Source organism: Aromatoleum petrolei, from assembly GCF_017894385.1.
Classification (GTDB): domain Bacteria; phylum Pseudomonadota; class Gammaproteobacteria; order Burkholderiales; family Rhodocyclaceae; genus Aromatoleum; species Aromatoleum petrolei.
In genome coordinates, this window is the sequence record NZ_CP059560.1 from 3,604,324 (window position 1) to 3,617,903 (window position 13,580).

The following is a 13,580-nucleotide window of genomic DNA, read 5'->3' on the forward strand; positions in this document are numbered from 1 at the left end:
GTCGCAAACACCGGAGTCTGGTGCGGGGGGAGGCCGTGAGCCCGAAGCGGGCGCGCATTCCGCCCTTCCTGTTGGCCGTGTTCCTGCCGATCGCCCTGCTGGCGCTGCTGGTTGGCGTGCTGGTGATCGCGTCCTTCACCGACCTGCGCGACGCGCATCAGGCGGCGAGGGCGGCCGAATCCAGGCATCTGGAGCTCATCGACCGCCTCGCACGCATCAACAAGGATCTCGGCGACGTCCAGCACCTGGTCAACCTGGCGATCGAAGGGGCAGTGGCGGGGCGTCTCGATGACGCAGCCGTCGGGCGCCTCGGTGACGACGTGAAGCGTCGGCTGGCCGAACTGGATGGTCGGGTGACGGAACTTTCGGAGCTGGACGTTTCGCGCCACGAAGCACGCGAGGCGCGATTCCATTTCGACGATTATCGTGCCCGCATCATCGGCACGATGGGTGTGCTGCTGTCCGATCCGCGCGCGGCGATGAGCGGCGGCTTCAATGCGTCGCGGCACTTCGTGGAATTCACGACGTTTACCCGAACCCTCATCCTGCGGACAATCGAAGACGAGCGGGCTCGTGCGGAAGCCGACGAGAGCGATTTCGACGCCTATATCCGCAATACCCTGATCGTCGGGGGAGCGCTCATCACCACGCTGGTGTTGGGGTGGTTCGTTCTCAGCTCCTGGCTCAGCGAACGGCTGTTCGCCCTCAGCAGCGCCTTGCGCGCATTCTCCCGCGACGAACAGGATCCCGAGTCCCTGCCGCTGGTGCGGGAGATCGCGAAGCGGCCGGGCAGCCTGCTCGGCGATATCGCGAGTGCCGCGCTGGCTTTCCGCGACTCGCTCATTTCGCGCGAGGATGCCGAGCGCAGGTTGCGCGAGCGCCTCAAGGAGATGAGCTGCGTCTATGACGTGGCGCGCATGTGCGACCCCGCGGACCTGGCGCCGGCTCACTTGGTGGACGCGGTCGTCGAGCGGCTCCGCGCCGCGATGCGTTTCCCGGACCTGGCCGTGGCGAGGGTCGAGGCGGCCGACCGCGCCAGAACCGCGGACGGACGGCCGCTGCTGATGGCTGAGTTCGCCGACATGGAGGACAAGCGTTGGCGCATCTGCGTCGACCCGGTTGCGCCGTCCGGCGCCGAGGACGCCATGCAGTTCCTCGACGAGAAGCGCCGCCTGGTCGAGTCCGCCGCCGCGCACTTGGGCTCCGCGCTGGAGCGCAGGCGGGCCGCGGCACTGGAGGCTGCGACGCAGGCGGAGGTGCGCAAGCTCTCGCTGGTCGTGGAACAGGCACCGATCGCCGTCATCGTGGCCGACCTGGACGCGCGGATCGAATACGTCAATGACGCGTTCGAGCAGGTGACTGGCTATTCGCGCGCGGAGGCCATCGGTCGCAATCCGCGTTTCCTCAAATCCGGCAAGACTCCAGCTTCGACCTACAGCGATCTGTGGGCCACGCTCACACGTGGCGCGGCGTGGTGCGGCGAACTGGTGAACCTGACGCGGGACGGGCGCGAGGTGATCGAGAGTGCGACGATCATTCCGCTGCGCGAGCGTGGTGGCAGCGTGACCCATTATGTCGCGATCAAGGAGGACATCACCGAGCGCAAGCGGCTCCTGGAGGAACTCGCGGCCCATCGCGAAAACCTCGAGCAGCTGGTGGTGGCGCGAACTGCGGAACTGAATGCGGCGAAGCTCGCGGCCGAGGCGTCCAGCCGCAGCAAGAGCGAATTCCTCGCCAACATGAGTCACGAGATCCGCACGCCGATGAATGCGATCATCGGCCTCACTCATCTCCTCGAGCGCGACATCGGCGAGCCCGAACAGCTCGACCGGCTGCGCAAGATCTCGTCCGCGGCGCGGCATCTGTTGCGGATCATCAACGACATCCTCGACCTCTCCAAGATCGAGGCAGGCAAGGTGCAGCTGGAGGCCGTGTATTTCGAGCCCGGTCACGTCGTCGCCAACGTCTTTAGCCTGCTGCGGGACCGTGCCGAGCACAAAGGCCTGGCGCTGGAGGCGGACCTCGGCGCCCTGCCACGCGGGCTGCATGGCGATGCGCTGCGTCTGGAGCAGGTGCTGCTCAACCTCGTCGGCAACGCCATCAAGTTTACCGAGCGGGGCTCGGTGCGCGTGAGCGGCGAGGTCGTGGGGTTCGAAGTCGAGCAGCTGTGGCTGCGCCTCGAGGTGCGGGATACCGGCATCGGCATCGCGTCGGACGAGCAGGAACGCATCTTCAATGCCTTCGAGCAGGCCGACAGCTCCACGACGCGGCGCTTCGGTGGCACCGGGCTCGGGCTCGCCATCTGTCGCCGTCTGGTCGAACTGATGGGCGGGCGCATCGGCGTCACGAGTCAGCCGGGCGAAGGTTCGACCTTCTGGCTCGAGGTGCCGATGGGATGTCCCCACGCCGAGGAATGCGGGGCGAGGGCGCCCGGGAGCGTGCCGGCAAGCGATCAGGGCGCGCCGCCCGCCTCGGTGGCCGGTGCGCGGGTGCTGCTGGTCGAAGACAATGAAGTCAATCGCGAAGTTGCGCTGGCACTGCTCGCGCGTGCAGGCATCGTCCCCGATGTGGCGGAGCACGGCCGCATCGCGCTCGACAAGGCCGGGAGCGAAGCCTACGACCTCATTCTCATGGACATCCAGATGCCGGTCATGGGCGGGCTCGAAGCCGCTCGCGCGATACGTGCGCTGCCGGGCCACGCAGGCACGCCCATCCTCGCGATGACGGCCAACGCCTTCGACGAGGATCGTGCCGCCTGCATCGAAGCGGGCATGAACGATCACATCTCCAAGCCGGTCGATCCCGAGAGACTCTACGCCGCACTGCGCCGCTGGCTGCCGGTGGGCGGGGGCAGCCAGCAGAAGGGGCCCGCGCGCGATGAACCGCGCGCTCCGGCGCCCGTCAGTGACGCGGACGGGCTGTGTGCGCAGCTCGGGAATATCCCCGGGTTGGATCTTGCAGCGGGCCTGCGCAACAGCGGCGGCGATTTCGGTTTTTATTGCTCCCTGCTGCGGCGTTTCGTCGCCACCGACTACGCCGCTCCGCTGCAGCTTGCACTGGGCGAGGGGCGCTGGGCGGATGCCGAGCGGGCTGCCCACGCCCTCAAGGGCGTGGCCGCGACCTTGGGCGCCACAGCCGTGCGCGATCGTGCAGCCGCACTCGAGGCGGCGTTGCGAAGCGGCGAGCCACGCGAGGTCAATGCGGGTCAGGAGGTGCTGCGCTCGCTCGCATGCCTCGTCGGCGAGTTGCGTGGGACCTTCCCGGTGCAGCGCGAAGCGTCGCTGGCGGCCTGCGAGGTCGATCTCGCCGCGCTGCGCGAAGTCGCGGACTTGCTGGAAGCCCTGCTGGCGTGCGATGACGTGTCGGCATGTCGCGTCTATCGTGAGCACCGTGCGGCCTTCGAGGCGGCCTTCGGACCCCTGGCGCGCCGCCTCGAGAGCGATATCGACGAGTTCGCCTTCGCCGAAGCACGTGCCTTGCTCCGCGAGGCGCGCGACCAACTGGAGGTCGCCTCATGAGGGTATGCCTCTCGCTGCGGCGGCTTGTCCTGCTCGGTGCGGCCTTCCTCGCCGTTCTGCTGTCGGCCGGCGCGAGCCACGCCCAGGCCGGCAGTGAGCCGCGGGTGCTGAGAGTGGTCAGCGACTACAACTATCCGCCCTTCCTGTTCCTCGACCCGGCGGGCGCACCGACCGGCTATCTGGTGGACTACTGGCGCCTGTGGGAGCAAAAAACCGGCGTCAAGGTCGAGCTGCAGGCCACCCGGTGGTCCGAGGCGCAACGCAGGCTGCAGGAGGGCGAGGCGGACGTCATCGACATGATTTTCCGCACGCCCGCACGCGAACCTTTGTACGACTTTTCTCCCGCCTACGCGAAGGTGCCGATAGGTGTCTATGCGGACGAGTCGATCCGGGGAATCCGCTACGTGGCCGGGCTGCGCGGCTTCATGGTCGGCGTCATGGCCGGAGATGCCTGTATCGAAGAGTTGGGCCGGCAGGGCGTCGACAAGCTCCGTGAGTACCCCGATTACGCCCGCCTGATCGTCGGTGCCATGGCGGGCGAAGTACGCCTGTTCTGCCTGGATGAATACCCGGCGAACTACTACCTCTACCGCAACGAAGCGCAGCAGATGTTCCAGAAGGTCTTCACGCTCTACGAGGGACAGTTTCACCGGGCGGTGAAGAAGGGGAATATCGAAGTGCTGCGGCTTGTCGAGCGCGGCATCGCCTCGATCAGCGCCGAGGAGGACGCGGCCCTGCGCGCAAGGTGGATGCCTCCCCCCGTGGTCGACTACAGTCGATATCTGCGCTACCTCGCCGCGGCGCTCGTCGTCCTCGCGCTCGCCGCGCTCGGCCTGATTGCTTGGCTGCGCACCTTGCGGCGAGCGGTAGCCCGGCGCACGGCCGAGCTGCAGGCGAGCGAGGCGCGCTTCCGGCGGTTGTTCGAGGAAACGCAACAGGGCGTGTCGCTGGTCGAGGACGGGCGCATCGTCGCTGCCAACAAGGCGACGCTGAAGATGCTGCGAATGGATCGCCTCGACCAGATCGTCGGTCGCTCCCCGGCCGACATCTCCCCCGTGCTGCAGCCCGACGGCCAGCCCTCGTCGGCCAAGGCAGCCGCGATCATTGCACGCACGCTCGCCGAGGGCAGCAGTCGATTCGAGTGGCTGCACCTCAGGGCCAACGGCGAGCCGTTCCCCGCCGAGGTGCTGCTCACGGCCATCCCCGAGGGCAAACGCACGCTGCTGCACGCGGCGTGGACCGACATCAGCGCGCAGAAGGCCGCCGAGCGGGAGGTGGAGCGTTATCGCGAGCGGATGGAAACGCTGGTGGCCGAGCGCACGGCCGAGCTGGCGGCGGCCACGGAATCTCTCAAGGCGGCAAGCGACGAGCAGCAGGCCATCCTCGACACGACTTCATCGGGCATCGCCCTGATCAAGGATCGCGCACTGATCCGCTGCAATCGACGCCTGCATGAGATGATGGGCTGGCCGCCAGGGGAAATGGCGGGCAAGTCGACTGCGATCTGGTACCCGGACGCCGCGGGTTACGCGGCGGGCGGAGGAGAGGTCTACGATACGATCTGGCAGGGCAGGCCGCATCGGCGCGAACAGCAGCTGGTGCGCCGCGACGGGTCCCTGTTCTGGGCCCGTCTGACCGGCATCGCGGTGGATGTCGATGACCGCAGCAAGGGCACGGTGTGGGTCATCGACGACATCAGCGCGGAGCATGCCGTGCTCGAGAACATGGAGCGCGCGCGAGCGCTGGCCGAGGAGGCGGCGAACGCCAAATCGGCCTTCCTCGCCAACATGAGCCACGAGATGCGCACCCCGCTCAATGCCATCATCGGCATCACCCATCTGGTGCTCAAGGGCGATCTCGCCGCGCAGCAGCGCGGGCTGCTGGAGAAGGTGCAGACCTCGAGCAAGCACCTGCTCGGCATCATCAACGACGTGCTGGACCTGTCCAAGATGGAGGCCGGCAAGCTGACGCCCGAGCACGTCGATGTCGACCTGCGAGGGCTGGTTGGCGAGGTGGGGGCGCAGATCGCCGAACGGGTAAAGGGCAATGGACTCGAGCTGGTCATCGATATTGCGCCCGACGTGCCGACCTTCGTGATTGGCGATCCGCTGCGCATTTCGCAGGTGTTGCTCAACTACGCGAACAACGCGGTCAAATTCACCGAGCGCGGCCGGATCGCGATACGCGCCCGCGTCCAGCGCGTGGTGCACGATGAGCTTGAACTGCGTTTCGAGGTCAGCGACACGGGCATCGGCATTGCGGAAGAGCAGCTCTCGCGTCTGTTCCACAGCTTCGAGCAGGCCGACAGTTCGATCACGCGCAAGTACGGCGGCACGGGCCTCGGGCTGGCGATCAGCAAGCGTCTGGCCGAACTCATGGGCGGAGCGGTCGGTGCCGACAGCATGCCGGGCGGAGGCTCGACCTTCTGGTTTACCTGCAGGGTCGGCATTTCCCGGCGCGATTCTTCCCCGCCTGCGCCGGTCCTCGCCTTGCCGGCAACGGGAGCGGCCGTGGCGGGCGCCCGGGTGCTGCTGGTGGAGGATAATGAGCTCAACCGCGAGGTCAACGCGGCGCTGCTGCACGACGCGGGCGTCGAGGTCGACTTCGCGGAAAACGGTGCGGAGGCGCTTTGCCGATTGCAGGAACAGGCCTACCACCTCGTTCTGATGGACGTGCAGATGCCCGTCATGGATGGCATCACGGCAACGCTCGAGATCCGCACGCGGCCCGGTTTGCGGCGTTTGCCCATCGTTGCGCTGACGGCCAGTGCCATGCCCGGAGACCGCGAGCGCTGCCTCGCTGCCGGGATGAACGATTACCTCACCAAGCCGATCGACCCGGCCCGACTTCAGGAAGCCCTGCAGCGCTGGATCGCGCCGCGGGCGACGGCGCGCGCGTTCGCATCGTCGTCGCACCCCGCGCCCCCGGCGACGCAGGGCCTCGCGCAGACGGCAGCGCTCGGCGAGGCCGCACGGGAACTCTGCCTGGCCGTCCTCGAACGCCTGGCGGCCGACGATTTTGCCAGTGTGGCGCTGCTCGAGAACAATGCCGTGGACCTGCGCGCGGCGCTCGGCGATAGCTTCGATGCGGTGCTCCTGGCGGCCCGGTCCTTCGACTTTGCGGTCGCTCGCGATCGACTCGAAGCGGCCATCGCCGAAGCGGGGCAGGGCGCATGAACCTTGATCGCGACGCCCTCCGCGCAAGCCTCTCAAGCGCATTGCCCGAAGGCAGTTTCATCTGTCGCCTCGACGAGGTTCCGGCTGTGGGGGGGCATGTCGTCCGATTGTCGTCGGGCGGCATCGAAGTCTCGCTCGTCGTGCTGCGGCAGCACGAGACAGTCCGGTGCTTCCTCAATCGCTGCCCCCATCTCGGCTCGGAACTCGCGCGCCAGGACAGGCATCTCTACCTCGAGCCCGGGGTGTCGATTGAATGCAACGTGCATTACGCGGTATTCCGCTGGGCCGATGGCGTGTGCGTGCGCGGGGACTGTCAAGGAGAATCCCTGGCGGGCGTGCCGGTGACGGTCGCCGCGGACGGGATCCGGGTCGGCGTGTGGCCCCGGGATGCCAACGATGCAGGAGTCCTGAAGCGGAGTCAGTGATGTCGGATACGAACACCGTTACGATGGATGAACTACGGGTCGGGCTATACGTCATGCTCGATCTGAGCTGGTTCCAGCATCCCTTTCCCTTCGGCCAGTTCAAGATCAAGTCCGAGGACCAGATCCGCGAGATCCGGAGCCTCGGGCTCAAGACGGTGCGCTACAACCCGGCCCTGAGCGACATGACGGCGCGCCAGGCGCCGCCCGCCGCCGAAGCCGCCGCAGCACCCGACTCTTCGTCCATCCCTTCTCCCCTGGCGGGGGACGCGGCTGAAGCGGGCGCGCCGGTCGCGAGCCTGGACGCCCCGGTCGGCCCAGGCGCGGCGATCTTGCCCGCGCTGGCCGCGAAGCACGCACTGGTCGAACGAATCCGGGCGCAGCGCGAGGCCGCCGTGAGGGTGGAGGCGGCCTTTGTGCATGCGGCCAAAGCGATCCGGGAAATCGAGAAGAGCCTGTATTCGAATCCCGCGCAGTCGGTGCAGCAGGCGGGGCTGCTGGTGGATCAGATCGCAGACTCGATCCTGTCGTCCCCCGACCTGGCAATCCACGTCATGGGCGATCGCACCGGTGGCGAGGAGCTGTACTTCCACTCGCTGAACGTCGCGATGCTGTCGCTCATGATCGCCCGCGAGGTCCGGGCACCGCAGGAAGTCTTTTCGGCGCTCGGAATGGGTGCGCTGCTCCACGACATCGGGCGCAAGGAGATTCCGGATAGGATTTTGCACAAGGTCGAGCCGCTCACGCAGGCAGAGCGCAATCTTTATCAGATGCATTGCCAGTTCGGGGTGGACATCGGCCGCCGTCTGCAGCTGTCCAAGCCTGCCCTGGAGGTCATCCGCGACCATCACGAGCTCTATGACGGAACGGGCTACCCGGCCGGTCTCAAAGGCGATGCCATCGGGCTGCTGCCGCGCATCGTCGCCGTCGCCAACTACTACGACGAACTGTGCAACCCGGTGGATATCGCGAGCGCCCTGACGCCGCACGAGGCCCTTTCACGGATGTACGCGAAACTGCGTCCGAAATTCGATCAGCGCATGTTGCAGGCGTTTATCCGCTGCCTTGGTGTCTTTCCGCCAGGGACCATCGTGCAACTCTCGAACGGCCTGATTGCGATGGTGGCCACGGTCAATACCGCCAAGCCGATGAAGCCGGTGATCGTCATCTACGACGCAAGCATTCCCAGGGACGACGCGATACTCGTCGACCTGGCGAGGGAGCAGGACCTGAATATCGTCAAGGCGCTGCGGCCGGCGCAAGTGCCGATCGAGATCTACAACTACCTGAGTCCGCGCAAGCGCGTCAGCTATTATTTCGACCCCGGAAAAGCCGGACAGGACACGGTGCCCCAATGAGTAGCCTCGCCGAACTGATGCTGGACCACAGCTCGCAGATGATGCTGGCGGTCGACCCGGCGACCCTGCGCATCCTGCTGATCAATCGGCCCGTGACCCTGACGCTCGGCTACTCGCGCGAGCAGTTGGCGGAGATGAGCATCACCGACATCGAGAGCTCGTTGCAGGATGTCTTCTACTGGGAGGACGTGCACAACGGCCAGTACCAGGAGATCGACGAGCAGGAGGGGCTCTACCGCTGCGCCGACGAGACGATGCTGTCGGTGATGAAATCGGTGCGCGTGATCACGCACGAAGGCGCGCCGCTCATCCTCGTATCCGCGCGGGACACCCGGTACGAGCTGCAGATGGAGGATGCGCTCGAGCAGACGCTCTCGCAGCTGCGTGCAACGCTCGAGTCGACGGGCAACGGCATCCTCGTCGTCGACTGGCAAGGCAGTATTACCAACATGAACCGGCTCGCCAGCAACATGTGGGGAATCCCGGACGAACTGCTGCGCGAGCGCGACGACGCGGCGATCCTCGAGTTCATCGCCAGCCGTGTGACGGACAGCGACCTGTGTCGCGCGCGGCTGCGAGCCACCGTCGATAGTGCGGACACCGAAGATCTGTATCGCCTCGCCGATGGCCGCGTGTTCGAGTGCCGTTCGCACCCCCAGTACATGGGCGAGCGGATCGTCGGACGGGTTTTCGCGTACAGCGACATCACCGAGCGAACGCTCGCCGAGGAAGCGCTGCGCGAGTCGCGCGACCGCCTCGAAGACCGGGTGCGCGAGCGCACGGCCGAGCTCGAACGCGCCAATGCAACGCTGCAGGCGGAAAAGCGGCACCAGGAGACATTGATCCGCAAGCTGGAGACGGCCCAGAACCAGCTGCTGCAGTCGGAAAAAATGGCATCCATCGGCCAGCTCGCCGCGGGCGTCGCCCACGAGATCAACAACCCCGTCGGTTTCGTCAATTCCAACCTGGGAACGCTGCAGCGCTATTCGGAAGACCTGTTGCGTCTGCTCGCCGCGTACGAAGGCGCCGAAGGCTCACTCAACGCCGCACAGCAGGCCGACATCGCGCGCGTGAAGGAGGACATCGATGCCGCCTACCTTCGCGACGACATTGGCGACCTGCTGAGGGAGTCGCTCGATGGCTTGCAGCGCGTCAGGCGCATCGTGCAGGACCTCAAGGATTTCTCTCACGTCGGCAAGGGTGAGCGCGAGCTGGCGAATCTCGAAGCAGGCCTGGAGAGCACGCTCAATGTCGTGTGGCACGAGCTCAAGTACAAGGCCGATGTCGTCAAGGAGTACGGCAAGCTTCCCGAACTCGAATGCATTCCGTCGCAGCTCAACCAGGTGTTCATGAACCTGCTGGTGAATGCGGCGCATGCCATAGAAACGCACGGGCGCATCACCCTGCGTACTGGCTTCGACGACGACTTCGTGTGGGTCGAAGTGGAAGACACGGGCAAGGGAATCCGGCCCGAGCATCTGAGCCGCATCTTCGATCCCTTCTTCACCACCAAGGAAGTCGGCAAGGGCACCGGCCTCGGCCTGTCGCTGTCTTACGGCATCGTCAAGCGCCACCAAGGGCACATCGAGGTCACGAGCGAACTCGGCAAGGGGGCGGTGTTCCGGGTCGTTCTGCCCAGGCATCCCGCGGCCGAGACTGAGATCGAGACCGAAAGCCCGGCCTGAGCATGGTCCGGCCGCTGGGTTCGCGCCAAGCCACGCGTGTCGGGCCGTATCCGGGCGCCGCCCTTCCGCGCCATTTCGCCCCTGATGCGTAGATTCCCCTAGTCCGCCGGGAAACTTTGCGAATTCACACGCACCGGATCGTTTCTTAGACTTCCTCCATGGGCGAAAAGGCGCGGTTTTGCACTGCCGCTCCACTCGCGCCGGATTGTGCCCGATCGTCTGATCGCGGTCGTGAGGGGGCGGAAAATGGAAATGCGATCGATCTACGTGGCGCCCCGCGTGGCAGCCACCGACATGATGGGTCATGCGGGTGGTCGCCTGCCGTCAGGCGGGCTGCCCCGCGGGCAAGTCGGGGCCGGCGATCGTCCGGTCGGGGGCGGGCAGAACGGACCCCTGCGGGAAGCCGCCGAAGCCTCGCTGCAACAACCTTCGCCGGCCGTCGCCAGCGACTTCGTACGTTTGGCGAATGATGTTCTTCGTGCGCAGGCGAATTCGCTCGAATTCGCTGTCTCGCCGGATCCGCGAAAGCTTGCGGTGAGGCTCATCGACCGGGAGTCCGGCGCGGTGATCCGGGAGTATGAGGTGGGACGATCGCACGTCTTCGACGAGGTTGTCGGCAGGCTCGTTCCCGGCCAACTGCTGCATGCGGTGGCCTGAGCCGGGCGTGGACGATCGCCGCCGTGGCCGATCTTCGGATGCCCGGGCCATTGCGCCGCGCGATGGGCTGGCGCCCGGGACCCTCAGGTTTCGCCCAATTCGGCGAGAACGATCAACCGCGCCAGCTCGGCGGCCGACTTGACCTCCAGTTTGCGAAACACATTTACGCGGTGGGCTTCGACCGTGCGGGGACTGATCCCGAGCACTTCGCCGATCCGCGGGGCGGAGAGGCCGTCGGCGAGATGCTTCGCGGCTTCGCGCTCCCTTTCGGTGAGGAGTCCGAGCCGTGCTCTGGCGTGCATGGCCTGCTCCCGTTTGGCACGCCGCTCTTTCGAGCTGGCGATGGCCGAGCGGGTCTGCATGATGAGCAATTCGCTGCTCAAGGGTTTCTCGAGCACCGCGAACGCGCCTGCCTGCATCGCGGCGACCGTCACCGGGACGTCGGCGTTTCCCGTGTAGATGATCACCGGAACGTCGATGTGCCGATCCTTGAGCCGTTGCTGGATCTCGAGGCCGCCGATGAAGGGCATGCGCAGGTCGAGGATGATGCAGGCGTCCGGCTTCGGGATGTAGCCGGAGAGGAAACCTTCCGCATCGCCGAAACTCTCGACGCGGAACCCGGCCGAAGAAAAGACGCGCTCGAGCGCGCGTCGGAAGAACGCATCGTCGTCGACGATGGCGACGTGCGGAACCGCGGGGGTGTCGTCTGTGTTCATCATGTCCGAGAGGCGGGAAGCACTGTGGCGTTCGACGGCATGTCCGTTGTCTGGAGCAAGGCACCCGTTTCGGGTTTTCCCCAAGGCTTGGCGGGCGCTCCTGCTCGAATACGACAATTTACCAGTTCTATCGGCCGGGGGCCTGTGTACTCCGATTCCGAGTCGAATGTCGCCCGGCAATCGGACCCGCTGCGAATAACCAGGCGTCGCTCAGTCTGTGTCCGACACACGGCAGCGTACGGATCGTAGACGGGCAACCGCTGTTGAAGAGGGAGTAGCGCCGTGCGGAAAAGTCGAACGCAGAAGTTGCTTGTTCGATCGACCCTGGTGATTGCCGTGGCGATTGCGACCACGGGCGCCTTGACCCTGGGTGCCTTCGATCGCCTGGTCGTGCGACAGGCCGAGATCGAGCGACTTCACGCCGTGCATGGCGATATCGTTCGAGTGCGCGCGAGCATCTTCCGTGCGGAGGCCGCCTATCGCGCTTTTGCAATTGCTGGCGATGAGCAGTATCTCGAGCCCTACAACGCGGCAGTGCAGGACCTCGACACGCGCATGCAGCGGCTGGCGTCGAACGCGTCCCTCGATGCGGCGGAACTTGCCGAATTCAAGCAACTGGGCATCGATCTCGATGTGAAGCAGGCCGAGTTTGCCCGGGGTATTCGCGACGGACTGCGGGGGCATCTCCAAGATTCCACGCGACGTGTCCGCGACGGCAGCGCGCGAGCATCCCTGATGTCCGTGATCGAGCGTCTGGACCGGATCGATCTTGCACAAGAGACGCGCCTCAATAATGGTCAGGGCCGCTATCAACGCATGGTCGACGGCGCCTATATCCTCGTGATCGGCGCGATGCTCGTCAGTCTCGTGCTCCTCGGCGTGCTCGTCTTCCGGATCTATCGTGCATCGGCATGGGCGTACGAGGCGCGCGTGGAACTCGCTGCGCGAAATGTCGAGCTCGGCCGCTTGCTGGCTGCGAATGACGCTGCAAGCAGACATATGCATGAGCTCTCCGCACTGATGGGCTACCTGCACGCGTGCAATACAACCCAGGAGGCGCTTCAGGTCCTGAAGGATCGCCTTCCTGCACTCTTTCCCGGCGTGGGGGGCGCCCTTTACGAGTGGGTGTCCACCGATGGCCTGATGCAGCTTACGGTCGCCTGGGGTGAGCGCGGACACCTGCCCGTCATTCGTGCCGACGAATGCTGGGGGCTGCGCAGGGGGCAGCCCTTCACGCAACCGGCGGGAGGCGGTGTGCTCGCCTGCAAACACTTTCATCATGAGGTCGGCGATCCGCGGGTCGAGGGCATCGAGTGCCTGCCGATGATGGCCCACGGTGAAATCATCGGCTTGCTCGTCTTGGAGGAAGGTGTCCCCAGTGCAGAGTGCGACGAAGCCGAGCGTGCACGTGCGCACGACATCCGCGAGCGCGCAGTCGAGCACGTGGCCTTGTCGCTCGGCAACCTCAGGCTGCGCGAATCGCTGCGCGAACAGTCGATACGCGACCCCCTGACCGGGCTCCACAACCGCCGCTTCCTGGAAGAGTTTGTCGAGCGGGAGATCATCGTCGCGGCACGCAAACGTGCCGACGGTGATCACCCCGGCTTTGCAGTGCTGATGATCGATGTCGACCACTTCAAGAAATTCAACGACGAGTACGGCCATGACATTGGTGATCTCGTCCTGTGCGAGGTCGCCAGGACGATCCAGGCCGGTACGCGCGCCACCGACATCGTCGCGCGCTACGGCGGCGAGGAGTTTTCCGTCGTACTGACCGACATTGCGCCCGAACTGGCGCGCGAGAGGGCCGAGAGTCTCCGCGCCGCGGTCGCAGGCTTGGAGCCGAAGGGGCCACGCGGCTTCGTCGGGCGCGTAACGGTGTCGATCGGGCTTGCCCACTACCCGCACGACGGAGCGTGTTCGGCCGATCTTCATGCGGCTGCTGATAACGCTCTGTACGAGGCAAAGCGCGGTGGCCGCAATCGGGTCCATCTGTTCCGGGATGCGGCCTAGGTGGCGGCCGCCGCGACTTGACCATGCGCGCTGCC

General features: G+C 65.9%; 8 protein-coding genes. 7 read left to right on the top strand and 1 reads right to left on the bottom strand.

Annotated elements, in window-relative coordinates; genetic code table 11:
* The first annotated feature begins 35 nt into the window (after positions 1–35).
* From ToN1_RS16470 to ToN1_RS16495, 6 genes are all read left to right on the top strand, one after another.
* Positions 36–3,518, top strand: a complete 3,483-nt coding sequence (locus ToN1_RS16470; protein ID WP_169204402.1) for a PAS domain-containing hybrid sensor histidine kinase/response regulator — start codon at positions 36–38, stop codon at positions 3,516–3,518.
* Entirely contained in the window at positions 3,515–6,694 is a 3,180-nt protein-coding gene (locus tag ToN1_RS16475) for a response regulator (RefSeq protein ID WP_169204403.1), read from the top strand. The genes ToN1_RS16470 and ToN1_RS16475 overlap by 4 nt, the downstream gene beginning before the upstream one ends.
* Positions 6,691–7,119: a Rieske (2Fe-2S) protein gene (locus ToN1_RS16480; protein ID WP_169204404.1), complete on the top strand. Its 429-nt coding sequence runs from the start codon at positions 6,691–6,693 to the stop codon at positions 7,117–7,119. The genes ToN1_RS16475 and ToN1_RS16480 overlap by 4 nt, the downstream gene beginning before the upstream one ends.
* The gene (locus ToN1_RS16485; RefSeq protein WP_169204405.1) at positions 7,119–8,474 is read left to right on the top strand and encodes a cyclic di-GMP phosphodiesterase; all 1,356 of its coding nucleotides are present in this window, start codon (positions 7,119–7,121) and stop codon (positions 8,472–8,474) included. Before ToN1_RS16480 ends, ToN1_RS16485 begins: the two co-directional genes overlap by 1 nt.
* Positions 8,471–10,159, top strand: a complete 1,689-nt coding sequence (locus ToN1_RS16490) for an ATP-binding protein (protein WP_169204406.1) — start codon at positions 8,471–8,473, stop codon at positions 10,157–10,159. The genes ToN1_RS16485 and ToN1_RS16490 overlap by 4 nt, the downstream gene beginning before the upstream one ends.
* Positions 10,160–10,411: 252 nt before the next feature.
* Complete coding sequence (locus ToN1_RS16495; RefSeq protein WP_169204407.1) at positions 10,412–10,816, top strand: hypothetical protein; 405 nt, start codon at positions 10,412–10,414, stop codon at positions 10,814–10,816.
* Between the two features lie 83 nt (positions 10,817–10,899).
* Here the strand turns inward: ToN1_RS16495 and ToN1_RS16500 are convergent, their stop codons facing one another.
* Positions 10,900–11,532 (bottom strand): response regulator transcription factor, encoded by a 633-nt coding sequence (locus tag ToN1_RS16500; RefSeq protein WP_169204500.1) that lies wholly within the window; start codon positions 11,530–11,532, stop codon positions 10,900–10,902.
* A 336-nt stretch (positions 11,533–11,868) separates the two neighbouring features.
* Between ToN1_RS16500 and ToN1_RS16505 the strand changes: the two genes are divergently transcribed.
* Positions 11,869–13,545 (top strand): diguanylate cyclase, encoded by a 1,677-nt coding sequence (locus ToN1_RS16505; RefSeq protein WP_169204408.1) that lies wholly within the window; start codon positions 11,869–11,871, stop codon positions 13,543–13,545.
* The last annotated feature ends 35 nt before the right edge of the window (positions 13,546–13,580 follow it).

What these genes read in the sequence shown, in the direction of transcription:
- ToN1_RS16475 (WP_169204403.1), top strand. Translation starts at nt 3,515, where the DNA reads ATGAGGGTATGCCTCTCGCTGCGGCGGCTTGTCCTGCTCGGTGCGGCC.
- ToN1_RS16490 (WP_169204406.1), top strand. Translation starts at nt 8,471, where the DNA reads ATGAGTAGCCTCGCCGAACTGATGCTGGACCACAGCTCGCAGATGATG.
- ToN1_RS16480 (WP_169204404.1), top strand. Translation starts at nt 6,691, where the DNA reads ATGAACCTTGATCGCGACGCCCTCCGCGCAAGCCTCTCAAGCGCATTG.
- ToN1_RS16495 (WP_169204407.1), top strand. Translation starts at nt 10,412, where the DNA reads ATGCGATCGATCTACGTGGCGCCCCGCGTGGCAGCCACCGACATGATG.
- ToN1_RS16485 (WP_169204405.1), top strand. Translation starts at nt 7,119, where the DNA reads ATGTCGGATACGAACACCGTTACGATGGATGAACTACGGGTCGGGCTA.
- ToN1_RS16500 (WP_169204500.1), bottom strand. Translation starts at nt 11,532, where the DNA reads ATGAACACAGACGACACCCCCGCGGTTCCGCACGTCGCCATCGTCGAC.